The organism is Thermococcus sp. AM4 (assembly GCF_000151205.2).
In the GTDB taxonomy this organism is placed as follows: Archaea; Methanobacteriota_B; Thermococci; order Thermococcales; family Thermococcaceae; genus Thermococcus.
The window spans coordinates 976,215-999,138 of the sequence record NC_016051.1 but is presented as its reverse complement, the minus strand read 5'-3'; the positions used below and the strand labels follow the sequence as shown (position 1 = coordinate 999,138).

Here is a 22,924-nt window from a genome sequence, read left to right as displayed (position 1 = left end):
GAAAGATTTAAGGCTTTTCCCCGACATCGGGTCAGGGGTTGGTAATGAGGGTTGCGGTCATCACCGAGGACGCGAGGGCCTACTACACCATCGTGAAGACCCTCAAGGCCTATGGAATAGGGTTCCACAGCCTTAGACCGGGCGAGAGGATCCCCTTCGACGTCGAGGTCGTTCTCGTCGATGAGGTCAGCTGGGGGAAGGTCGATTTTCCGGCCAAGATCCTCGCGAGGGATGAGGGCTTCATAGACGAGCTGTTGGCTTTTCTCGAGGGGCGGGAGAGGTTCAGGCGGATTTTCATCGCAATAGACCCCGGTGAGAGACCGGGCCTCAGCGTCGTGGCCGACAACAGGGTTCTCGAGGTTCACAGGATGAGGGATCCGAGGGACGTCTCGGTCGTTCTTGAGCTGCTCGAGAAGTACCCTGAGGCAAGGATAAAGATAGGTCACGGTGCGAGGAGGCAGAGAACCTTAACCCTCAAGGCCCTCGGCCAGGCCCTCGGCTACGATTACAGGGTTATACTCGTGAACGAGGCGAGAACAACGCCGAGGGTCGGGAACACCGAGGCCCCGGGCGTTCAGGACATAGTTGCCTCGATAAACATCGCCCTCAGGGAGGGCAGGGAAGCGACGATCGGCGAGCTGCTTGAGGTCAGGGAGCCAACGAAGCGGGAAATCGAGGACATCAAGAGGAGGAGCAGGGAACTGAGCGGCAACATAACGATATCCACCCGGCTCGCCAGGGAGGTTGCCCTTGGAAACATGACGCTCGAAGAGGCCATTGAGAGGCAAAGGAGGAAGAGGTAGCGGAGGTGTTTTATACCCCTGGAGCGTAGGATCATCGTCGTGAGAAAACTTAGGAGGTGCGGGCTGTGATCTTTGGAAGGGGCGAGGAGAACGTGGATGAAATAAAGCTCAGGGTTGCAGAGGCCCTGAAGGTGGACGTGGGCAGGGGAATAGTCAGGTTCGACAAGCAGTACCAGCGGAAGCTCGGCGTCGGTACCGGCGACATAGTCGAGCTCATAGGTTCGCGCTCAACCGCCGCGATAGTGGCCAACGCCCACCCCGACGACAGGGGTCTCGATATAATAAGGATGGACGGTTACATCAGGAAGAACGCCGGAGTAAGCATAGGCGACTACGTGACGGTGAGGAAGGCGCAGGTCCAGGAGGCGAAGAAGGTCGTCCTCGCGCCGGCCCAGAAGGGCGTCATACTCCAGATACCCGGCGACATCGTCAAGCAGAACCTCCTCGGGAGGCCGGTCGTGAAAGGGGACATAGTGGTCGCGAGCAGCAGGGGTGAGACCGGTTACTACGGAAGTCCGCTCGATGACCTCATCAGGGGCCTCTTCGAGGCCATGCCGATCGGCTTCGGCGAGCTGAAGTTCGTTGTGGTGAGCACCGTCCCCAAGGGCATAGTCCAGATAACCTACAACACCGAGGTTGAGGTTCTCCCGCAGGCGGTTGAGGTGAGGGAGGAGAGCATCCCCGAGGTTACCTACGAGGACATCGGCGGCCTGAGCGACGCAATACAGAAGATCCGCGAGATGGTCGAGCTGCCCCTCAAGCACCCGGAGCTCTTCGAGAGGCTTGGAATAGAGCCGCCCAAGGGGGTTCTCCTCTACGGTCCGCCGGGAACCGGTAAGACCCTCCTCGCCAAGGCGGTGGCGAACGAGGCAAACGCACACTTCATAGCCATCAACGGGCCGGAGATAATGAGCAAGTTCTACGGCGAGAGCGAGGAGAGGCTGAGGGAGATCTTCAAGGAGGCCGAGGAAAACGCCCCGAGCATCATCTTCATCGATGAGATTGACGCGATAGCTCCGAAGAGGGAGGAGGTTGTTGGAGAGGTCGAGAAGAGGGTTGTAAGCCAGTTACTCACGCTGATGGACGGCCTGAAGGGCAGGGGCAAGGTGATAGTGATAGCGGCCACCAACAGGCCCGACGCGATTGACCCGGCTTTGAGGAGACCTGGAAGGTTTGACAGGGAGATAGAGGTCGGCGTTCCGGACAAGCAGGGCAGGAAGGAGATACTCCAGATACACACCAGGGGAATGCCGCTGGAGCCTTCATTCGACAAGGAGGAAGTCCTCGCGGTCCTTGAAGAGCTCGCAAGGCGGGGCGGTAAGTTCGCCGAGGAAGTTGGAAAACTGAAGCCCCTCGTTGAGGCCGCCCAGAGCGGGAGGGAGATCAAGGAGATCCTGAAGGGAAGCGGCGAGCTCTACTCCGAGGTCAAGGCGAAGCTGATAGACAGAATGCTCGACAGGATAGCGGACAGAACGCACGGCTTCGTTGGAGCCGACTTAGCGGCTCTGGCGAGAGAGGCGGCGATGGTCGTCCTCAGGAGGCTCATCCAGGAGGGCAAGGTGAGCCCGGAGCAGGAGCGCATTCCCCCGGAGGTTCTGCAGGAGCTCAGGGTTCGCGAGGAGGACTTCTACGAGGCCCTCAAGATGGTCGAGCCATCGGCGCTCAGGGAGGTTCTCATAGAGGTTCCAAACGTCCGCTGGGACGACATAGGGGGCCTCGAAGACGTCAAGCAGGAGCTCAGGGAGGCGGTGGAGTGGCCGCTCAAGTATCCCAAGGCCTTCGAGAGGCTCGGCATAACCCCGCCGAAGGGAATACTCCTCTACGGTCCGCCCGGGACGGGTAAGACGCTCCTTGCAAAGGCGGTGGCGAACGAGAGCGAGGCCAACTTCATAGCGATTAGAGGGCCAGAAGTGCTGAGCAAGTGGGTCGGCGAGACAGAGAAGAGGATAAGGGAGATATTCCGGAAGGCGAGACAGGCTGCTCCGACGGTCGTCTTCATCGACGAGATCGACGCGATAGCTCCGGCGAGGGGAAGCTACGAGGGCGGAAGGCACCTCGACACCCTGATCAATCAGCTGTTGACTGAGATGGATGGTATTCAGGAGAACAGTGGTGTGGTTGTCATCGGTGCCACCAACAGGCCGGACATCATTGACCCGGCCCTGCTGAGGCCCGGGCGCTTTGACAGGCTGATACTCGTGCCGGCACCGGACGAGAAGGCCAGGCTGGAGATATTCAAGGTGCACACGAGGCGCGTTCCCTTGGCGGAAGATGTCAACCTCGAGGAGCTGGCAAAGAAAACGGAAGGATATTCGGGAGCAGACATAGAGGCCCTGGTCAGGGAGGCGGCGCTGATAGCCCTCAGAAGGGCCGTTTCGAGGCTTCCAAGGGACGTGGTGGAGAAGCAGAGCGAAGAGTTCCTGGAGAGCCTCAAGGTTTCGAGGAAGGACTTCGAGATGGCTCTCAAGAAGGTCAGGCCCAGCATAACGCCCTACATGGTCGATTACTACCGGAACTTCGAGGAGAGCAGGAGGAGAAGGGACAGGGGAGAGGGCAAGGGAGTGGACTACTACACCTTCTGAGCCTTTCGAAATCTTTAAATACCCCTTTTCCAAACCGGGGTTTGAGGTTTTTCTGTTCTACACAGACCATACAGGGGTGTTACTGTTGAACGGGAGTCCGAGTGCAATGAAGGGCACCACGACCGTTGGCGTGGTGTGTAGGGACGGCGTCGTGCTCGCAGCGGACAGAAGGGCAACGCTGGGCAACATGGTGACGTCGAAGGAGGTAACCAAGGTTTTTCAGGTAGACGACCATCTGGCCATAGCCGGTGCCGGTCTCGTTGGAGACATACTCAGCCTCGTCAGGCTTCTTCGCGCTGAGGCAAAGCTCTACCGCGCGAGGGTCGGCAGGGAGATGTCGGTTAAAGCCATGGCAACGCTCGTTTCGAACGTTCTGCACGGGAGCAGGTACCTCCCCTACTTTGCCTGGTTCTTGATCGGGGGGTACGACGTGAGGCCGAGGCTTTACTCGATAGACGCCGCGGGAGGCGTTACCGAGGAGCGCTTTATAGCGGCCGGTTCTGGTATGGAGTTCGCGCTTGCCCTCCTTGAGGAGAACTTCTCCGATGGAATGGACCTTGAGGAGGGCGTTGATCTGGCGGTTAGAGCCGTTAAGGCCGCCATGAGGAGGGACGTTTACACCGGTGAGGGCGTCACCGTCGTCACGATCACGAAGGAAGGCTACCGTGAGCTTGAACCGGTTCTGAAGTGAGGTGGTGGACTTGATCAGGAGAGAAACTTTCGTCGAGGACATACTCAAGGACATAAGGGCCGTCATCAACCAGATGGTGCCGAGGGAGGCCAAGGTAACCGAGGTCGAGTTCGAGGGTCCGGAGCTGGTCATCTACGTCAAGAATCCGGAGGCGATAATGCGCGACGGCGATCTGATAAGGAACCTCGCCAAAGTGCTCAAGAAGAGGATAAGCGTCCGCCCGGATCCGGACATTCTGATTCCGCCCGAGAAGGCGGAGGAGATGATAAAGCAGATCGTCCCGCCGGAGGCGGAGATAACCAACATAAGCTTCGACCCCTCTGTCGGCGAGGTCATCATAGAGGCCAGAAAGCCCGGCCTGGTGATAGGGAAGAACGGCGAGACGCTTCGCCTCATCACGCAGAAAGTCCACTGGGCGCCGAAGGCGATAAGAACTCCCCCGATCCAGAGCCAGACGATATACTCCATAAGGCAGATCCTCCAGACCGAGAGCAAGGACAGGAGGAAGTTCCTGAGGCAGGTAGGGCGGACGATCTACCGCAAGCCCGAGTACAAGAGCAGGTGGATCAGGATCACCGGTTTGGGTGGCTTCCGTGAGGTGGGAAGGAGCGCCCTCCTCGTCCAGACGGACGAGAGCTACGTCCTCGTTGACTTCGGCGTGAACATAGCCGCGATGAGGGACCCGCTCAAAGCGTTTCCGCACTTTGACGCTCCAGAATTCCGCTACGTCCTCGACGAGGGCCTTCTCGATGCAATCATCATCACCCACGCCCACCTCGACCACAGCGGAATGCTGCCGTACCTCTTCCGCTACAAGCTCTTCGACGGGCCGATTTACACGACGCCACCGACGAGAGATTTAATGACCCTCCTCCAGCAGGACTTCATCGAGATCCAGCACATGAACGGAATGGAGCCGCTCTACAGGCCGAGAGACATAAAGGAGGTCATAAAGCACACCATAACCCTCGACTACGGCGAGGTTCGCGACATAGCCCCGGACATAAGGCTGACCCTCCACAACGCCGGCCATATACTCGGCTCGGCGATAGTTCACCTCCACATCGGCAACGGTTTGCACAACATAGCGGTAACGGGCGACTTCAAGTTCATACCCACAAGGTTGCTCGAACCGGCTGTGAGCAGGTTCCCGCGCGTCGAGACCTTGGTTATGGAGTCCACCTACGGCGGAAGCAACGACTACCAGATGCCGAGGGAGGAGGCCGAGAAGAGGCTCATAGAGGTCATCCACCACACGATAAAGCGCGGTGGAAAGGTTCTCATTCCGGCCATGGCCGTCGGTAGGGCCCAGGAGATAATGATGGTCCTCGAGGAGTACGCGCGCGTCGGCGGCATAGACGTTCCCATCTACCTCGACGGAATGATCTGGGAGGCAACTGCAATCCACACTGCCTATCCGGAGTACCTTAGCAGACGCCTGCGCGAGCAGATCTTCCACGAGGGTTACAACCCGTTCCTCAACCCGATATTCAAGAGCGTCGCCAACTCGCGCGAGAGGCAGGATATCATAGACAGTGGCGAACCCGCGATAATCATCGCCACCTCGGGCATGCTCGTCGGCGGGCCGAGCGTCGAGTACTTCAAGCAACTCGCCCCGGACGAGAAGAACAGCATAATCTTCGTCAGCTACCAGGCCGAGGGAACCCTCGGAAGGCAGGTGCAGAGGGGCTTACGCGAGATACCGCTCGTCGGCGAGGACGGCAGGACTGAGGTGGTCCAGGTCAACATGGAGGTTCACACGATAGACGGCTTCTCGGGCCACGCGGACAGGAGGGAGCTCATAAGCTACGTCGCCCGCTTGAGGCCGAGGCCCGAGCGCGTCATAACAGTTCACGGCGAGCCGCACAAGTGCCTTGACCTGGCCTCGAGCCTGCACAAGAAGTTCAACCTCTCCACGAGGGCACCGAACAACCTCGACGCCATAAGGCTGAAGTGATAAACTTTTTAAGGTTTCTTCCCTTCTTTCACACGGTGGTAACGTGGTCGATCTCGGGATACTGAGGTATTACATCTACGCGGTGGCCCCCCTTCAGGTTTTGGTTTTCATCGTAACCTACCGTAAGGTCAGGGAAGCGTGGGAAAAACTCCCGGCAATGTCTTGGAAGACGATCTCGTTTCTCCTCGGTCTCCTAGCGATCCTCGTTGCCTCGATAATGGAGTTCCCGTTCCTCATCTCCAATTCGCTCGCGGGATTTTTCCTCCTGGGTATCTTCGTCGGGCCCATAGAGGAGTTTTCAAAGCTTCTCCCGGTCAAGCTCTACCGCGAGGAGAAGTGGAAGCTCTGGAAGAAGACCATCGGCGCGGCGTTCTTCTTCGGCCTCATCGAGGGGTCCCTCTACGCCCTGATCCTCCTGATCGTTGGAGAGCACCTCATGGCCCTCTACCGTGTCTTCCTCGTCGCCTTTCACGTGGCCCTCACCTTCGTGACTGTCACCCACTACCTCGTTAAAGAGAGCTGGTCCGGCTACCTGAGGGCTTCCCTCTACCACTCCCTCTACGACCTGCCGCTCCTCGTCTTTGTGGGCGGGTATCGCGGGCCATACCTGAAGGCGCTCATGGGGCTCGGTCTGCTCATGGTTGCCCTCCTCATCGTTGACGTCCTGAGAACCGCTCCTCTCGTGGAGGAACTGATCCCGAGGGAGGAAGAAGAGGTAAAAGAGCTGCCCCTGCCCTCTCCGGTTGCGGTGGATGAAGAGCTCACCTCTTCGCCTTGAACTTCTCTTGGAGCTCGTAGAGCTGGGCGACCCTCTCTATGGTGTCCGCCTCCTCCGGGCTTTTATCTTCCCTCAGCGCCACGTAGCGCGGGAACCTTAACGCGAAACCGCTCTTATACTTGGGGCTCTTCTGTATCTCCTGATACGTTACTTCGATGACGACCTTCGGCTGTATCTCGACGAACTTCCCTTCCTCCCTGACGATCAGGGGCTTGAGCATCTTGGTGAACTCGATCAAGTCTTCATCGGTGAAACCGCTCCCGACCTTGCCCACCGGGACGAACTCACCGCTCTCCGGATCGTAGGCCGCAACGAGGAAGGAACCGAGGAGGTGGGCTCTTCTTCCCTCGCCCCACTCGGCTCCGATAATGACGAGGTCGAGGTTCTCCATCGTGGGCTTGATCTTCAGCCACTTCTTACCGCGGTTTCCGGGCTCGTAGACGGAGTCCAGCCTCTTCGCCATTAGCCCCTCGTGGCCGAGCTCCAGAGCGCGTTTGTAGAACTCCTCGGCCTCGTCGACCTTCTTCGTAACGAGCTGTTCGGCGAGCTTTATCTTATCGCTTTCCTCGACGCTCTCCTCGAGCTTCTTTCTCCTCTCGGCGAACTTCGTGTCGATGAGGCTCTCCCCTTCAACGTAGAGGATGTCGAAGAGGTTGAGCTCGAGCGGAATCTTCTCGATCATCTCCTCGATGTTGTACTTCCTCCTAAAGCGCCTCAGGACGTACTGGAAGGGCCTTGGACGACCGTTCTCGCCTACCGCAACAAGCTCGCCCTCAACTATGACCTTGGAAGGCCTCAGTGAGGCCTTCACCGCCTCAACTATCTCGGGAATCGAGCGGGTGACGTTCTCAAGTCTCCTCGAGTAGATTATCACCCTGTCCCCGTCGCGGTGGACCTGAACGCGCGCGCCGTCGTACTTAATCTCGAAGGCTGCCTCACCGCCCATCTCGATTAGCGCTTCCTTGACGTTGGCGGCGTTTTGAGCTAGCATCGGCCTTATCGGCTTCCCAATCTGTATGCTAACCTTTGAGAGCCCCTCGTTCCCCTCGAGCTTGGCAACCCTTGTCACGTAGCCGAAGTCGCTCGTGAGCATGTAGGCCCTCTCTACCAGCTCGGGCTTCACCTTGAAGGCCTCTGCTATGGCATCGCGCAGGATTCCCTCGGCGACGCCGGTTCTCATCGTCCCGAGGACTGTTCTTGCCAGGTATTTGCCCTCCTCGGGCGTCGCGTCCATGAAGAGATTGGCCAGGTACTTCATCTTCCTGTCCTGGCTCCCCTCTCCGCTCGCCTCGGCAACCTTGACGAAGGTGTTGTAAACGCGCTTTATCGTGAGGGGCTGGCTGAAGAAGCTCTTCTGCTTTCTCTTCTTTAGAGCCAAAGCCACACTCTCGCCCAAATCCCCCGTGTCCTTAATCGAGTTCTCGATTTCCTTCTCGGGAACGCCCGTCGCCATCGAAACGGCCCTTATGAGGAGTTTCTCACCGACGCCGAGCTCGCGCTCGTCCCAATCGGGGAAGACCTTGCCGAGAATAAGGTATGGAACTATCTCGAGCAGATCGTCGGGCGTCTTCTTGAGGAAGTCCGCCACAAATTTCGTCTTGAGCGTTTTGAGCGTGGTCTTCTCAAGCCTCCGGTAAAGCTCGGCCAGCTCTAAATACTTCATGTCGCCCACTCTCACCACCGGCTAAAATACGGTGAAGGGGATAAAAACTCAGCGCTTCCCCTGGAAGAACCTCGCCCACTCAAAGGCCGCCGTGAGGACGAAGCCTATCGCGAACGTCACAACTGGATTCAGCTTGCCGTAGAAGAGCAACCACACGGCCAAGCCCCCTGCGATTCCCGACAGGATAACCCCGAGTTTGTGCTCCTTCTTGAGGTTTGCATAGGTGGCGGCTATTATGAAGGCTATGGCAATCAGGAATAGGGCAACCTTCATCCCGATCCCCCCTCAAACCATCTCTCGACCTTGGGCTTCCCCTCGTGGATTTCGGCGATATCGTAGGGAACCCCGAGGTCAGCCAGAAGGACCTTAGCGTTCTCGATTTCTTTCTCCCGGACAAGCGCGAAGAGGCCCTTTCCGAGCATTATCATCGAGCTCGGAAGCTTTAAAACCCTGTCGAGTTCCTTCGCCAGCTCAAGGAGCTCGCCGGTGAGCAGGCCTGTCCTCTCGGCGAAGGCCCTCGCCAGAACCATGAGTCTCTTCGGAGCTGGCTCCTTCAGGAGCTCCTCCAGAGCCTTCCTCCCTTCGACTTCTATGGCCTTCACGACGTCGCCGTCGAGTACCTCCCTCGTGGAGAGCTTCCCGAGCGGAACGACCAGAACGCGGTAGTCCTCGAAGAAGAGGTTGTCAACGACGCCGATCCCCGGGGCGCCCGCTTTGATCCGAACTTCTATCCCCCCCGCGAGCTGGGCTATGACATCGCCGAGACCTCCTTTGTGAACCACCTCTGCCTCGTGAGCCGTTTGAGCCGCTTTAAGCCACGTCCCCCCGAAGGCGTAGCTCAAAGCGAGGGCCGTGCCGAGAGCGCCCCCAGCGCTGTTGCCGAAGCCGTGACCGTTGGGGAAGTCGAAGTACTGCCATATCTCGACCTCGCCGAGGAAATCCTCTGGAACGAGTTTCCCCGCGACTGAGTAGCTGATTATTGCATCTTCCCTCTTTACGGGCTCACCGTTGAAGGCTATATGGATGTGCCTCTCCAGCGTTCCGGTTTCGATGCTCGCGAAGACGTTGGTTCCCTTGTCGAGGTTTATTCCCGCCCCGAGGGAGCCGGCTTTGAGCGGATCATCGTGAAAGACCGGCACGAAGAAGGCCGTTATGTGGGCTGGAACGAAGGACCTAACCAGCATTGCCTCACCCCGGGAGGAGTTGGAGGGGGCTTTTAAAAGGGTTTAGAAAAGGGAAAGGAAAGCGGCGTCACTCCTCGACAACGTACACCGGCACCTTTCCGTGGGGAACGCCGTACTTCCCGCCGTACCACTCGCTGAGCACATACCAAGCTCCGATTAAGAGCACTAGGCCTATTGGAAGCAGGACTGCAACGCTCGTCAGCCCGAGGCCGAAGAGGATATAGAGCACTATCCCCACGGCCGAGGCCGTGACCGCGTAGGGAACCTGCGTCCTGACGTGGTCTATGTGGTCGGACCCACTGAACATCGAGCTCATTATCGTTGTATCGCTTATCGGGGAGCAGTGGTCGCCGAAGATTCCGCCCGCGAAGACCGCTCCGATGCTCGCAAAGACCGCGGGTCCGAGTTCTCCGCTGACCCCGTAGGCTAGGGGAATCGCTATCGGCATCATTATGCTGAAGGTTCCCCAGCTCGTTCCCGTGGTGAAGGAGATGAACATCGCGATGACGAACACTATCAGAGGGACCCAGTTTCCGCTTATGCCGGCACTGTTCGCCATGTTCACAACGTACTGGGCGGTCCCAACGGCCCCGGTAGCGCTTTTTATGCTCCACGCCAGCAGGAGTATCGTGTTGGCTATCACCATCTGCTTCATTCCCCTTATGATAGCTTCCTCGGCCTCTTCAACGCTCATCTGCCTCGTTCCGACGACCAGGGCAAAGGCCACCACTACCATGGCGAAGCTGCCCCAGAGGAGTGCCAGGGCTGAGTCCGCGTTTCCGAGGACTGACTTTATGCCGCCCTCTGCGTAGGCGGTGTAGCCCCCACCGCTGTACCACATCCCCAGCAGGGTCACGAAGACGAGCGCTAGGATCGGCCAGATGAAAAAGTGCACGCTCCCGTTTTCCTTGGGTATTCCAAGGTCTATCTCGGTCGTCATGAGCGGTTTGGCCCCATCGCGGAGCACCTTCCCCGTTGTCCGGGCCCTCATTTCAGCCTGGAGCATCGGCCCGTAGTGCCTGTGGAAGTAGGCCACGAGGAATACTAGGATTATCGCGAAGATCGAGTAGAACCTGAATGGCACGCTGTGGAGCCAGGCCCCGTAGGCCCCGCCGACGGACGTTAGATCGGCGTGGAGCTCCTTGAAGGCGTCCCCTATGAGACCGACCTCGTAGCCTATCCACGTTGAGACCAGCGCCAGTCCCGCCACGGGCGCCGCGGTGGAGTCGTCGATATACGCCAGCATCTCCCTGGAAACGCGCGTCCTGTCGGTTATGGGCCTCATCGTGTTGCCGACTATTATCGTGTTGGCGTAGTCGTCAAAGAATATGAGGACCCCTAGTAACCAGCCCATCACCGAGGCTCCCCTGCTTGAGCGAACCCTCCCGGCCAGGGCCTGCCCAACGGCGAAGGCGCCTCCAGATTTGTAGACCAGCCCAACACCCGCACCGATCAAGAAGTCAAAGAGCAGGATTTTGGCGTTCCAGTCGTCGGTTGCGCTCGCAACGATCCAGTCCAGGGTCTGGGTGGTTCCGGTAATGGGATTCCATCCAGACACCATCCAGCCTCCAACCCATACCCCAGCGAACAGGGCCAGCACGACCCTTTTTGTCCATATGGCCAGTATGATGGCCACCAGCGGTGGAAGGAGTGAAAGGACACCGAATTCAGCCATTTAATTCACCTCCTGGTTGAGTTGTGATCCCAAAAAATTTGGGTGGTTATATAAGCCTTTTGCAAATTTCTTCGATAAATTGACAAATTTTAGAAAATCCTTCGGCAAAAATCCGCCGGTTACGCCGGGCAAAGTTTTTTAAAATTGCTCATCCTGTATCGTTTCGGTGGTAAAAATGCGCATAGTGGGGTTTGCAGGAGCACTAATAGTCCTCTTCGCTATTTTCATGCCCTGGTTCCACAGCACCATGCTGGGACACGAGTCAGTGTCCTTCTACAAGATGGCAGAGGCTACGTATTCAAACCTCGACGACTTCCTCAAGACGTTTCAGTACCTCGCGGAGCACGACGAATCGGGAAAAACGATCAGCTTCCTCGGGATGTACTTCCTCGGGATGCTCTTCATAACCCTCGGAGCCTTGCTGGGCCTGACCGGGGGCAAAGGCGGCCACGTCCTTGGGCTGATCGGCATGGGCCTCTTCACCGCCGCCTGGTACATGGTCTTCAGGGACAGGCTCTTTGATATCCTCTACACCGGCTACTATCTGGCCTGGATCGGCTTTCTGATCGGTGCCATTGGGGGTGGTGGAGGGAAGAGGTAGTTATCCCACCACCTCCACTATTTCTCCCCCTCCCGGCGGAAGAATCGCGTTCAAATCCTCCTCGCGCACCTTGTAGCCCCACTTCTCGAGGATTCCACGAATCTTCTTGACGAGCTCGCCCTTCTTGAGCCTGCCGGGTCTTATGACGATGTACCTGTTCGTGTGGGCCTTAATCGCGTCAACGGGCGCGCAGACGACGTAGTCTTCCCCATCGTAGTTTATGACTCCCACCGCCAGCTTGAGCGGAAGCCCGCGGAGCCAGTTCCTCTTTCCGTAAACCATGAAGGCGCCCTTGCCGAGGTACTCACCGCTCGGCGCTTGCTTCGTCACCTGATTGGGATACGCCCAGTAGGCGTCCGCTCCATACAGCCCCTGACTCCAAGCGCGACTCATCGAAACTGCGAACTGGCAGGCCTCAAAGATTGTCCTCTCTCCGGCCTTCTGCCCGTCCTTGATGACGACGTGGGGAGCGCCGTAAACATCTGCATGACAGTAGAGGTCGTTCTCGGTCATGTGCTTCTTTATGAGAACCTCGTTGGTGCTCGCGTCCTTTCCAGCCAGGACAAGAAAGCCCTCACTTGAAACGAACCAGCGGAACTTCTCGAACCACTTCTTCTTTCTCCTCTCGATTCTCTTGACGTTGAGTTCCTTCCTCATCTCCTCCTCGATGAGCTTCTCGACTTCGTCGAGCTTCCTCTTGGTATCTTCGTAGGCCTTCAAGGCACCCTCGTACTTGTGCCTGAACTTCTTGGCCTTCTCGTAGTAGAGCTCGGCGTTCTCGCCTATGCTTTTGTTGAGGTAAAGCTTAACCTTCTTCCCTTCCAGCTCAATCGTTACGGCCTTCTCCTTCGGGTCGATGGATTTTACCATCAGCGCAACTCTGTTGCCCTCTTTTTTGCCCGCCTCTATTCTCTTTTTGAACTCCTCCCAGCCGAGTTTTTCCGTTGCCTTCCTGAACTCCTCCAAAAGCCTCTCTATGAGGGCGTAGTTCGCGTAGATTAAATCCCCTATCTCCTGGTTCTCGTTCATTGCCTTTTCGAAGCCCTTCAGCATCTCCTCCTGCTTCCTCAGCGTTGCCAGCAACTGCCTCTTCTTGTTTTCGAGCTTCCTCGTCCTCTCGATTTTGGCCTTCTCGATTGTGAGCTTTCCAAAATATTCGTCGAGGGCCTCGCTGAACGTTTTAAAATAGTGCTTCTCAAGCCCCTCATATATTTTCAGCTCGATTGGGACGACGTCGTGCATGCTGCCGTCCTTGTAGACGATGTTCGGCCTCGGTTCGTCGTTGAAGGTTCCCATCATTGCCTCGTAGACCTTTCGCAGGTCCTCATCGCTCAGCTCCTTCACAGGGGTGGTTTTCTCGAAGCCGGCCCTTATTGAAATCTCCTCCGCGTACATCCCGCCCATGTTGAGCTTCCTCGCCAGAGCTCTGACGAGCTCAAGCTCCTCGTTCTCTCGCATAAGCTCAAGGAAGCGCTCGAAGCTGATCTCAAGCGGGTTCTCTCTTGCGGGTGGGAACTTGTATTCTGCCTTGGGCTTTATCGCCCTGTCCTTGTACTCCTCGTACCTTAAAGCGGCAACAATCCTGTTTTCGGAATCAACCAGAACGATGTTGCCCCTCCTGAAGAGCTCGCCGATGAGCGTGTAGTCACCAACACGAATCTTGACAATCCTGTCGAACTGGTGTTGCTCTATCGCGTCTATAAAGCCCCCGCTCAGGTGCTTTCTGAGGAGCATCGTGAAGCTCGAAGGCTGTTTCGGCGCCTCCTTGACGTAGCTCGTTAAATGAAACCTCTTTCCAGCCTGGAGGATTAAATCAGCTCTCCCCTCCTTCGTGCGGAGCTTTATTCTTATCTCGTCGCCGTCGTGGTAGACCTTGTCCACGCGAGAGCCGACGAGCCACTGAAGTTCTCGAACAACGTAGCGAATATCAACGCTGCTCATCTCTTCCTTCATTCTCTCACCCGAAAAGAGTAGAGGTGTGGAGTTAAAAGGTTAAAGCCTGAGGGCGAGCAGAAGGATCGTTCCCGCGATTGCAAAAGCTGCTCTAATCGCGTCGCTTCTTTCCCCTTCAAAGGCCTCGTTCAGAAGCCCGAAGGAGAGGCCGACGATTCCGATGTCGTAGATCAAGTAGGCGAGCTTCATGATGTCTCTGATGGGCATTGAGAGAACTGAGATTATTGCTCCAAGAAGAACCACAGCCAGGGCCCCCGCAATGAAGCCGCCCTCCGTGCCCGTAAGCTCGTCAAGTCTCATAGCACCACCGAGTTTTCTTTGGGATTGGGGGATAAAACGTTTTCCATGCACATAACTGTCCATAATGACAGACCTGTTCCGGATAAGGTTAAATACTCCGGGCTCGATAACACTCCCGGTGATACAGATGAAAGGCTATCTGACCTTCGTCCTTCACACTCACATCCCCTACGTCAGGAAGCACGGCAAGTGGCCCTTCGGCGAGGAGTGGCTCTACGAGGCGATGAGCGAGAGCTATCTCCCCTTGCTCATGGAGTTCGAGCGGTTGAGGGACTCGGGCGTTCGCTTCCAGCTCGTCGTGAACATAACGCCCGTCCTGATGGAACAGCTGGCCGACGACTACATCAAGGCCGAGTTCGAGAAGTACCTCCTCAGAAAAATCGAGAGAACCAGGGAGGACCTCGAATCTGGCAAGTACCCCGAGAAGCCCGTTAAAGAAGTCCTCCGCCACTTCGAGCGCGTTTACTCCTACTGGAAGGCCATAAACGGCGATATAATTGGTAAGTTCCGGGAACTTCAGGGAGAGGGCTACCTTGAAATCATAACCTCTCCCGCGACACACGCCTACCTGCCCCTCCTCTGGAGGGAGGAGTCGATACGCTCCCAGATAGCCAACGGAGTGGCGACCTACGAGAAGCACTTCGGGAAGAGGCCAAGGGGAATGTGGGTTTCCGAGTGCGCCTACAGGCCGGGTGGAGAATGGCCTCTCCCCGGAGGAAGAACCGTCGAGAGGAAGGGTATAGAGAAGTTCCTCGAGGAGTTTGGAATCGAATACTTCTTCGTCGAGAGCAACCTCGTTGATAACGGACCGGTGGGCGACTCCTATGGCGCCCCGGTTCCTACTGGTTCTCTCGCGACGCTCAGGCCCTACTGGGTCAAGGGGTCAAACGTTGCGGTCTTCGCGAGGAACCGCGAGACGGGCCATCAGGTCTGGAGCGCCCACTACGGCTACCCCGGCGACTTCTATTACCGGGAGTTCCACAGGAAGGCCGAGCGGAGCGGCAACCAGTACTGGCGCGTAACCGGTAAGGACGTTGATCTGGGCGAGAAGGACTTCTACGACCCCGAGAAGGCCCTTGAGCGGGTTGAAGAGCACGCGAGACACTTCGTTTCCCTCGTCGAGGACCTGCTCGCGAGGTTCGAGAAGGAGACAGGTGAGAAGGGGATAATCGTTGCCCCCTACGACACCGAGCTCTTTGGCCACTGGTGGTACGAGGGAGTTAAGTGGCTTGGCAGGGTTCTTGAGCTTCTTGCCGAGAGGGGAATCAAAACGACGACGCTTTCGGCCTTCCTCTCGAACTACTCCGAGGAGAGGCTTGAGGTTGAACTTCCCGAAGGCTCGTGGGGTGCCAACGCGGATCACTCGACGTGGTGGAATCCGGAAACGGAGTGGACGTGGGAGGAAATCTACCGTGCGGAGGAGCGTATGGTCGCGCTGGCGAGCCGCTTTTACGGTAAGGATAAGCTCGGAGACAGGGCGATGGAACAGCTCGCGAGGGAGCTTCTAATCCTTGAGGCGAGCGACTGGCAGTTCCTCATAACGACGGGCCAGGCGAAGGCCTACGCCGGGAGGCGCGTTCTGCTCCACAGCAGGGACTTCCACAGGCTCGCCAACGAGGTCGTCAGGTACTTCAGGACCGGCGAGATGGACGTTTCACTCCTCGAGGAGCTTGAGGAGCGCGACAACCCCTTCAGGCCGGTGATAGTTGCCCACTACGTCAGCGACAATCCACCTGAGCTTGAAGAGTTCGTCGAACCGCTGGAGGTTCCGCCTGAGGAGGAATCTACCTCAGGGACTCCAGATGAGAACGAAGTTTCCGCAGAGGAACGTGCTGAAGGGACAGAGAGCGGGAACAGCACCCGAGGAAAAGCCGTTGAAACTCCAGATGTCAAAGAACGGGTGGAGAGATTTTACGCGAGTTCGCTCGCCTTCGTGAAGAGGAGAAAGCCGAAGGTTCCCCTCGCGAAGAGGCTCGACACGAGGCTCACCAAAAGGGTCGAGAGGGTTGAAAAGTCCGGAAAGCCTAAGGCCGAGGAGAAACGCCCGCGCTTGAAGCGCCTCATAGACGTTAAGGGCATAGGACCAAAAACCCTTGCTAGGCTTAACAGGGCTGGGATAAAGACGCCGGATGATCTCCTCCGTGCGGACCTTGAGGAGCTCGCGAAGAAGAGCAGGATTTCAATAAAAAGGTTGAGAAGGTTCGTGGAGCAGCTCTAGAGGAACGCGTGGCGGTGTTTGTAGAGGCCGACGATTGCACTCCCGATGAGGTAGAGCTCCACCGCTGCAAGGATTGTCAGGAATATAAGGTATCCTTGGACGAAGCTGGGGCTCTTTCCAAATTTGGCCGCTATCTCCTGTATTTTTTCGGGGGTTATAAGGTTGTATATGCTGTACCTCAGGGCCATTACGCCCACGATTACTGGGATAGGTATTGCCGAATACGCCAGTAGAAGTCCGAGGTAACCCCTCCTCTGAAGGGAGAGCATCGAGAGGATTATTGGAATCGCGAGGATTAGGGCGGTTATGGCCAAAAACTGGTTGAGGTAAAAGCCCGTGAGCACGAAGAAAGCCGTCATTCCGAACAGATACCTCCGGTAGACCTTCTTGAGCTCCGCCAGCCTTTCCGGTTTGAAGTCGTACTCTGCCGAGCGTGAGTAGAGGAGTATTCTATCGGCGAGCTTCAGATACTTCTTCTTGCCTTCCTTCTCTATGGCTTTGTCCGTGCTCATGAGCTTGAACTCCTTGGCCTTCTTGTAGAAGAACTCGGCCAGCTCCTCGTTGTCCTTCTCGACTTCCTCCGCTATTCTCCTGAAGTTCTCCGCGGCTTCCTTTATCTTCTCCTTTACCCTGGCCTTTTCCTTCTCAGTGAGGATCGTGAGCTTGTCTATTCTATCGAGGGTGGATTCGAGAACCTCCGCTGTGTCGAGCAGAATGTCCTTGCTCTTCACGTTAGCACCTCCAAAAGTTGAAAAGAAGGAAGGGCCTTAAGACCCTTGTGCCTTCTCGGCCTGGAGGAGCCTTCCGATGCTCCAGTACATGAGGGCAAAAATAACAAACCAGGCAAAGAGCATGTAGATTACCCAGCTTCCCATCGTCACCACCTCAGACCTTTATGATTACCTCGTTCTTCTCGAGCTCCTCGCCGTACTTCTTCTTGATGGAGTAGTAGCTCTCGACGAATCCGAGGATCCACATGAGGATTATTGCAATCCTGGCAGGCCACTCAAGGGTCGTTCCTATGAGGCTCTTGACCATTCCGAGGAGCGGTATCATGAGGAGCAGCGGCGCGATGTAGAGGATTATTGGCTTGTACCACTCTGGGACCTTCATCCATGCCCCCTCGTGGAGCTCCTTCCAGAAGTTGTCGGGCTTGAAGAGGTACACCGCGACGATGATGTCGAAGAGCGCCAGCAGGGTCAGCTGGAAGCTCACCCATGCGTCAACCTGGTCCATGTAGCCGCTGATGTAGATGACCGGCAGTCCTGCGATGAGGTATATTATGAAGGTGATCCATGTTCCGACGTTCCTCTTTATGCCGAGGTCCTCTTCGAGGAGAGCCACGACGTAGTTGTACATGGCTATTGCAGAGGTGAAGCCCGCGAACCAGAGCAGGAGGAACCACAGTGCACCGAAGATCCTTCCTGCATCGCCCATGCTGACGAACGCGTTCGGTAGGCTCGTGTACGAGAAGCCGAGTCCGAAGGTGTTTCCAATGGCCTTCAGGCCGATGTCCTTGTGCTGGGTGAGGTACTGCATGATCTCTCCCCAGTGCTGGCTGAGGTAGTTTGCAATTGCGCTCTTGTCTCCCGAGGTTGCTATGTTCTGGGGAACTCCCATCTGTATGAGGAAGCTCGGGGCGTCTTTAAAGGCCTTGGCGACGAGGTCTGGGGAGACTATCTTGGTGAAGTAAGCCGTTGCGAGCGGTATGGCTATTGAACCGCCGAGGACAACCTCTGCGAACTCGTTGAGTGAAACAGTTGCTATACCTGAGAGAGCAACGTCATCCTTGGGGCCGAGGTAGCTGGCGTAGTTCTGGATGATACCCATACCTAGCGAGAGGGTGAAGAATATCTGTCCCGTTGCCGCGAGCATGACCGCCGCGAAGTGCTCCTTGAGGTAAGCCCAGTTCGGGCTCCAGATGAACTTGAAGCCGTCTATGGTGCTCCAGTTGGGGTCAACCGGGGAGCCGAGTACAAAGACGTAGCCGACCATTATGATTGCGAATATGTAGAGCAACGGCATCATTACCTTGACCCATCTCTCGATACCCTTGCTGACACCCTGACCGACCGCTATCGCCAGCAGTATAACGGTGATGCCCCAGAACAGGAACACCTCCGTGTGATTGCTGAGGTACTGGACGAAGAAATCACCGGTGTTCTTGCCGAAGTACGCCCCGGTTATGCTGAACCATGAATATGCCGCCGACCAGCCTATGAGGTGCAGGTAGTAGCTGTTGAGGAGTATGGTCAGCGAAAAGGCCAGCATACCGCTGATGACACCCCACCAGAGGGCGCTTCTCGGCTTGACGCTCTCCCTTGCCATGAGGTAGTATGTTGGACCGAGGGTACCGTGGCCATATTTGCCACCGTAGCGACCTGCCACCCACTCAATCCACATCACTGGGATACCGAGGAAGAACAGTGCTATGAAATACGGCACCATGAAGGCGCCGCCACCGTTCTGGGCGACCTGGGTTGGGAACCTGACGAAGTTACCAAGGCCAACCGCGTTTCCAGCCATGGCCAAAATCAAACCGATCTTTGTTGCCCATTGATCCCTCTGTTCCATTCAATCACCCCCTTTATTGGGTACCCGGGTAAATAACGAACCAACCCGGGACAAGACGGGACATTGATCTTCTATGACGAACTGCTTTAAAATAGTTTCGGCATCTCACCACAAATTCCGTCCAAATTATGCCATTTCGTTACTATTCCGAAACATCTTCAAAAACATACCCCGATTAAAAACCCCCTGGAACCAAATCCGACCAGCAAAGTTTATTAACCGTTCACTAAACCGGTTATTGAAACCCAAAACCATGTTTTAAGGTGGTGGTGATGAGGGGCAAAACGCTGGCTGGAATAATCCTCGTGGCCGTGCTCGTGTTCGGCCTCGGATGCATAGGCTCGAAAAACGAGGAGAAGCCAAAGGAAACCCTGACGGTTTACGCCTACGACAGCTTTCAGAGCGTTGCCAAGGTCACGATACCGAAGTTCGAGAAGGAGTACAACGTCAAGGTGAACCTCGTAACCCTTGGCGACGCTGGGAAAGTCCTCAACAGGCTGATCCTTGAGAAGGACCACCCGAGGGCAGATGTGGTTATAGGAATAGACAACAGCCTCGCGGCTAAGGCCATAAAGGCGGGGGTCCTTGAGGTCTACAAGCCGAAGAACATCGACCTCGTTCCGGAAGAGCTCGTTAAGGGCCTCGATCCGACGTACCACCTGATTCCCTACGACTACGGGGCGATAGCGATAGTCTACAAGAAGGATGAAGTCAAGAACCCGCCGAGGACCTTTGAAGATCTCCTCAAGCCCGAGTGGAGGAAGAGCCTTATCGTTGAGGATCCGAGGACGAGTTCAACGGGTATGGCGTTTCTCCTCTGGACGATAGCAGCTTACGGCGATCCCGGCTGGCTCTACTACTGGGAGAAGCTCAAGCCCCAGATCTACCAGATAACCGAGGGCTGGGACGCCGGCTGGGAGATGTGGGACAAAGGTGAAGCTCCTCTCTTCGTGAGCTACGCCACCGATCCGGCTTACAGCGCCTACTACAGCAACGGCACCGAGCCGAACATAGGCGCCATACTCCTCAACGGAACGGCCTACGTCCAGATCGAGGGCGTTGGCATAGTTAAGGGAACCAAGCACAGGGAGCTGGCCGAGAAGTTCATCGAGTTCATGCTCACCAACCAGTTCCAGAACGAGATACCCCTCCACAACTGGATGTTCCCGGCCAGCAAAAACGCCACCCTGCCGGACGTTTTCAAGTACGCCGTAAAGCCGGAGAAGATCCTCAACCCCAGCCCCGAGGAGATAAAGGCCAACCACGACCGCTGGGTCAGGGAGTGGGTCGAGCTCATGATCCAGGGCAAGTCCCCCGAGGAGATCATCAAGGAGAGAGGATAGCGTAGTTTTTTATCTTAATCCCAACTTTTTTTGGAACTTCTCTCGGATCGAAGGGGAGCTCGTTGATGAACCTCTCCGCCGTTATCCTTTCCCCGGAGACGCTGAGGAACAGCCTCATCCTCCCGGGCAGGAGCTCGTAGTCCATTACCTCAGCGGTTTCTCCTTCGGTGATGAGAACGCTCTCCGGCCGGAAGAAGACCTTGACCCTCCCCTCAACCCCCGTTTCGAAGCAGAGCTCACCTATGCAAGCACGCCCGTTCCTTGATTCCAGCTCCAAGAGGTTCCCGATGCCGAGGAAAGTCGCGACGAACTCGTCCTTCGGCCTGTAATAGAGCTCCAGCGGTTCGCCGATCTGGACTATCCTCCCGTTCCGCATCACCGCTATCCTGTCGCTTATCGCCATCGCCTCCTCCTGGTCGTGGGTAACGTAGATCGTCGTTATGCCGAGCTCGCGCTGGATCCTTTTGACCACCCCCCTGAGCCTCTCCCTTATCTTGGCGTCGAGGTTGCTCAGCGGCTCGTCGAGGAGGAGCAACTTCGGCCTTATGACGAGGGCCCTCGCTAAAGCCACCCTCTGCTGCTGGCCGCCGCTGAGCTGCTCTGGATAGCGGTTCTCGAAGCCTTCGAGGCCAACGAGGGAGAGAACCTCCTTAACCTCCCTCCTGACATCTTCCTCAGGAAAACCCATCATCCTCAAGCCAAAGGCCACGTTGTCAAAAACGGTCATGTGCGGGAAGAGGGCGTAGTCCTGAAAGACTATCCCGATGTTCCTCTCGTAGGGGGGCTTATCCGTTACGTCTTCATCGCCAAAGTAAACCCTTCCTTCGGCCTTTTCAAAGCCCGCTATGATCCTCAGCGTGGTCGTCTTTCCGCAGCCGCTCGGCCCGAGGAGCGTGAAGAACTCGCCTTCCTTCACCTCGAGCTCTGGAATGTGGAGCTCAAAGCCCTCCCTCGACAGCCTCACGTTCTTCAGGAGAAGCCTCACCATACCTCCTCACCCGTTCTCTCTATCAGGAGAAACCCGGCCAGGCTGACGAGCATTAGGATAACCGCCATCGCCGAGGCCGAGCCGAACTGTCTCGAACCGAGGTAGCGGTAGATGGCTATGGTTATCGTGGTGTACTCTGGCTGGTAGATCATGTAAGTTGCTCCGAGCTCCGCTATGCTCATCGCAAAGGAAAAAACCGCCCCGACGAGAACACCGCCGAAGGCCAGAGGTAGCTCAACCTTGAGGAAGGCCTTGAAGTCCGTTGCTCCAAGGCTCATAGCAGCCTCGCGGAGGCTGGCCTTCACCTTCCTTAGGGAAGAGGAAACCGCCCTCAGGGCGAAGGGATAGGCGATAACCGTGTGGGCGGCCACGATTAGGTACGGACTTCCGAGGAGGAGCAAAGGCGGCCGGTGGAAGGCCTTGATGTAGCCGAGGCCGATTATTATCGCCGAAGAGCCCAATGGTAGCGTTGCCAGAACGTCCACGAGCGTCTTTCCCGGTAGATCCCAGCGGAGGGAGGAGTACGCTATCGCGAGCGCTATGAGCGTCGCCAGCAGAACCGTCGCGAAGCCGAAGGCGAAGGTCCACGCTATCGCGTGTAAACTGTCCGAGCCGAATATGGGGTTGTACGAGCTGTCGAAGAGCCGGCGGTAGAACTCAAGGGTGAACTTCCCGTTCCAGGTGACGGAATCGTAGACGACCGCGAGGAGTGGGGAGAGTATGAAGACGAAGACGATGATGGAATACAGGGCTATTCCGAGGCCTTTGAGGCTCACCATGTCCTTGAGTTTCAGCCTCTTCGGCTCGCGGAGGATCCTCTGCTCCTCGGCCTTTGAGTACCTGTCGAGGCTCTTGAGGTAGAGGTACATGAAGGTGAAGCTCAGGGTCATCTGGATGACGGCGAGGGCCGCTCCAGTTCTGAAGTCGAGGAGTGTTATTATCGACGTGAATATCGCGACCTCTATCGTGCTGTACCTGTAACCGCCGAGGATGAGTGGAATTGAAAAGCTCAGGAAGGAGAAGATGAAGGTGAGCAGGGCCGAGGCTATAATGGCTGGAGAGAGCATCGGCAGGGTGACCGTTCGAAAGAGCCTGAAACCCCTCGCGCCGAGGCTCATCGCCGCTTCCTCGTAGTGGGGGTTTATCCTCTCCCACAGCGACGACACCATCCGAACCACGACGGGGAAGTTGTAGAACGCGTGGGCCAGGAGAATGGCCTTCCACGAGTAGAGTATCCCCGGGTTCCTCCCGAGGAGGGAAGTGAAGAAGCCCTCCCTGCCGAAGAGGAGTATGAAGCCCAAAGCCACCATTATGCTGGGCATCACGAAGGGAACCGTCAGAACGGCCTTCAGCGTCCTCTTTCCCGGGAAGTCATACTTGGCGAAGAGGTACGCCCCGGGGAGGCCGATGAGCAGGGTCAGGAGCGTCGAGCCGATGGCCTGGAGTATCGTGAAGGCGATGACGTGCCGGTAGTAGGGGTTTGAGAGCACGGAGGAGATGGCCGATATCGAGAGCCCGTCCTTCAGGATCAGTGCTATGGGGTAGTAGAAGAAGAGCAGCAGAAAGGCAAGTGCGGGAAGCAGCACAACCAGCCAGAAGCGCCGGGAGAGCATT

At 56.8% G+C, this 22,924-nt stretch carries 18 protein-coding genes; 8 read left to right on the top strand and 10 right to left on the bottom strand.

The features are described 5' to 3' along the window. Positions 1 to 44 precede the first annotated feature (44 nt). The 5 genes from TAM4_RS05450 (at position 45) to TAM4_RS05430 (ending at position 6,811) form a co-directional block, all read left to right on the top strand. Positions 45 to 803, top strand: coding sequence for a hypothetical protein (locus tag TAM4_RS05450; protein ID WP_014122248.1), 759 nt, complete (start codon positions 45 to 47; stop codon positions 801 to 803). A 65-nt stretch (positions 804 to 868) separates the two neighbouring features. Continuing rightward, positions 869 to 3,385, top strand: a complete 2,517-nt coding sequence (locus TAM4_RS05445; RefSeq protein ID WP_014122247.1) for a CDC48 family AAA ATPase — start codon at positions 869 to 871, stop codon at positions 3,383 to 3,385. Between the two features lie 106 nt (positions 3,386 to 3,491). Further along, a complete protein-coding gene (gene psmB, locus TAM4_RS05440; protein WP_014122246.1) occupies positions 3,492 to 4,076 on the top strand; it encodes an archaeal proteasome endopeptidase complex subunit beta in 585 nt (194 codons plus the stop codon). Positions 4,077 to 4,086: 10 nt separating this feature from the next. After that, positions 4,087 to 6,033 carry a beta-CASP ribonuclease aCPSF1 gene (locus tag TAM4_RS05435; RefSeq protein ID WP_014122245.1) on the top strand — a complete coding sequence of 649 codons (1,947 nt, stop codon included), beginning with the start codon at positions 4,087 to 4,089 and terminating at the stop codon, positions 6,031 to 6,033. 43 nt (positions 6,034 to 6,076) lie between these two features. Then, entirely contained in the window at positions 6,077 to 6,811 is a 735-nt protein-coding gene (locus tag TAM4_RS05430; RefSeq protein WP_014122244.1) for a hypothetical protein, read from the top strand. On the opposite strand, the gene TAM4_RS05425 is transcribed toward TAM4_RS05430, so the two are convergent. The 4 genes from TAM4_RS05425 to TAM4_RS05410 all read right to left on the bottom strand — a co-directional run bounded on the left by TAM4_RS05425 (position 6,795) and on the right by TAM4_RS05410 (position 11,333). Continuing rightward, positions 6,795 to 8,474, bottom strand: a complete 1,680-nt coding sequence (locus tag TAM4_RS05425) for an ATP-dependent DNA ligase (protein ID WP_048150934.1) — start codon at positions 8,472 to 8,474, stop codon at positions 6,795 to 6,797. The two genes, TAM4_RS05430 and TAM4_RS05425, sit on opposite strands and share 17 nt — an antisense overlap. Positions 8,475 to 8,522: 48 nt before the next feature. Further along, positions 8,523 to 8,747, bottom strand: a complete 225-nt coding sequence (locus TAM4_RS05420) for a hypothetical protein (protein ID WP_014122242.1) — start codon at positions 8,745 to 8,747, stop codon at positions 8,523 to 8,525. Further along, the gene (locus TAM4_RS05415; protein ID WP_014122241.1) at positions 8,744 to 9,658 is read right to left on the bottom strand and encodes a pantoate kinase; all 915 of its coding nucleotides are present in this window, start codon (positions 9,656 to 9,658) and stop codon (positions 8,744 to 8,746) included. The genes TAM4_RS05420 and TAM4_RS05415 overlap by 4 nt, the downstream gene beginning before the upstream one ends. Before the next feature lie 67 nt (positions 9,659 to 9,725). Then, entirely contained in the window at positions 9,726 to 11,333 is a 1,608-nt protein-coding gene (locus TAM4_RS05410) for a Na+/H+ antiporter NhaC family protein (protein ID WP_014122240.1), read from the bottom strand. Positions 11,334 to 11,508: 175 nt separating this feature from the next. Between TAM4_RS05410 and TAM4_RS05405 the strand changes: the two genes are divergently transcribed. Next, positions 11,509 to 11,934, top strand: a complete 426-nt coding sequence (locus tag TAM4_RS05405) for a hypothetical protein (protein WP_014122239.1) — start codon at positions 11,509 to 11,511, stop codon at positions 11,932 to 11,934. Here the strand turns inward: TAM4_RS05405 and rqcH are convergent, their stop codons facing one another. Together rqcH and TAM4_RS05395 are read right to left on the bottom strand one after the other, a co-directional pair. After that, positions 11,935 to 13,887 (bottom strand): ribosome rescue protein RqcH, encoded by a 1,953-nt coding sequence (rqcH, locus tag TAM4_RS05400; protein ID WP_014122238.1) that lies wholly within the window; start codon positions 13,885 to 13,887, stop codon positions 11,935 to 11,937. Between the two features lie 39 nt (positions 13,888 to 13,926). Further along, positions 13,927 to 14,187, bottom strand: coding sequence for a hypothetical protein (locus TAM4_RS05395; RefSeq protein ID WP_014122237.1), 261 nt, complete (start codon positions 14,185 to 14,187; stop codon positions 13,927 to 13,929). A gap of 127 nt (positions 14,188 to 14,314) precedes the next feature. Between TAM4_RS05395 and TAM4_RS05390 the strand changes: the two genes are divergently transcribed. After that, positions 14,315 to 16,405, top strand: a complete 2,091-nt coding sequence (locus tag TAM4_RS05390) for a 1,4-alpha-glucan branching protein (protein ID WP_014122236.1) — start codon at positions 14,315 to 14,317, stop codon at positions 16,403 to 16,405. Here TAM4_RS05390 and TAM4_RS05385 read toward each other — a convergent pair. Continuing rightward, complete coding sequence (locus tag TAM4_RS05385; protein WP_014122235.1) at positions 16,402 to 17,136, bottom strand: hypothetical protein; 735 nt, start codon at positions 17,134 to 17,136, stop codon at positions 16,402 to 16,404. The two genes, TAM4_RS05390 and TAM4_RS05385, sit on opposite strands and share 4 nt — an antisense overlap. 154 nt (positions 17,137 to 17,290) lie before the next feature. Further along, a complete protein-coding gene (locus TAM4_RS05380) occupies positions 17,291 to 18,979 on the bottom strand; it encodes a sodium-dependent transporter SNF family (RefSeq protein ID WP_014122233.1) in 1,689 nt (562 codons plus the stop codon). 272 nt (positions 18,980 to 19,251) lie between these two features. On the opposite strand from TAM4_RS05380, the gene TAM4_RS05375 reads away from it, so the two are divergent. Then, positions 19,252 to 20,322, top strand: coding sequence for a thiamine ABC transporter substrate binding subunit (locus TAM4_RS05375; protein WP_014122232.1), 1,071 nt, complete (start codon positions 19,252 to 19,254; stop codon positions 20,320 to 20,322). Here TAM4_RS05375 and TAM4_RS05370 read toward each other — a convergent pair. After that, on the bottom strand, positions 20,306 to 21,310 hold the full coding sequence (locus tag TAM4_RS05370) for an ABC transporter ATP-binding protein (protein ID WP_048150046.1): 1,005 nt from the start codon (positions 21,308 to 21,310) through the stop codon (positions 20,306 to 20,308). The two genes, TAM4_RS05375 and TAM4_RS05370, sit on opposite strands and share 17 nt — an antisense overlap. Next, the gene (locus tag TAM4_RS05365) at positions 21,304 to 22,923 is read right to left on the bottom strand and encodes an iron ABC transporter permease (protein ID WP_014122230.1); all 1,620 of its coding nucleotides are present in this window, start codon (positions 22,921 to 22,923) and stop codon (positions 21,304 to 21,306) included. Before TAM4_RS05365 ends, TAM4_RS05370 begins: the two co-directional genes overlap by 7 nt. Position 22,924 lies beyond the last annotated feature (1 nt).

Excerpts from the sequence above, each read along its gene's own strand:
- TAM4_RS05450 (WP_014122248.1), top strand. The coding sequence starts at position 45 with ATGAGGGTTGCGGTCATCACCGAGGACGCGAGGGCCTACTACACCATC.
- psmB (WP_014122246.1), top strand. The coding sequence starts at position 3,492 with ATGAAGGGCACCACGACCGTTGGCGTGGTGTGTAGGGACGGCGTCGTG.
- TAM4_RS05425 (WP_048150934.1), bottom strand. The coding sequence starts at position 8,474 with ATGAAGTATTTAGAGCTGGCCGAGCTTTACCGGAGGCTTGAGAAGACC.
- TAM4_RS05420 (WP_014122242.1), bottom strand. The coding sequence starts at position 8,747 with ATGAAGGTTGCCCTATTCCTGATTGCCATAGCCTTCATAATAGCCGCC.
- TAM4_RS05415 (WP_014122241.1), bottom strand. The coding sequence starts at position 9,658 with ATGCTGGTTAGGTCCTTCGTTCCAGCCCACATAACGGCCTTCTTCGTG.
- TAM4_RS05410 (WP_014122240.1), bottom strand. The coding sequence starts at position 11,333 with ATGGCTGAATTCGGTGTCCTTTCACTCCTTCCACCGCTGGTGGCCATC.
- TAM4_RS05405 (WP_014122239.1), top strand. The coding sequence starts at position 11,509 with ATGCGCATAGTGGGGTTTGCAGGAGCACTAATAGTCCTCTTCGCTATT.
- rqcH (WP_014122238.1), bottom strand. The coding sequence starts at position 13,887 with ATGAAGGAAGAGATGAGCAGCGTTGATATTCGCTACGTTGTTCGAGAA.
- TAM4_RS05395 (WP_014122237.1), bottom strand. The coding sequence starts at position 14,187 with ATGAGACTTGACGAGCTTACGGGCACGGAGGGCGGCTTCATTGCGGGG.
- TAM4_RS05390 (WP_014122236.1), top strand. The coding sequence starts at position 14,315 with ATGAAAGGCTATCTGACCTTCGTCCTTCACACTCACATCCCCTACGTC.
- TAM4_RS05380 (WP_014122233.1), bottom strand. The coding sequence starts at position 18,979 with ATGGAACAGAGGGATCAATGGGCAACAAAGATCGGTTTGATTTTGGCC.
- TAM4_RS05375 (WP_014122232.1), top strand. The coding sequence starts at position 19,252 with ATGAGGGGCAAAACGCTGGCTGGAATAATCCTCGTGGCCGTGCTCGTG.
- TAM4_RS05370 (WP_048150046.1), bottom strand. The coding sequence starts at position 21,310 with ATGGTGAGGCTTCTCCTGAAGAACGTGAGGCTGTCGAGGGAGGGCTTT.
- TAM4_RS05365 (WP_014122230.1), bottom strand. The coding sequence starts at position 22,923 with ATGCTCTCCCGGCGCTTCTGGCTGGTTGTGCTGCTTCCCGCACTTGCC.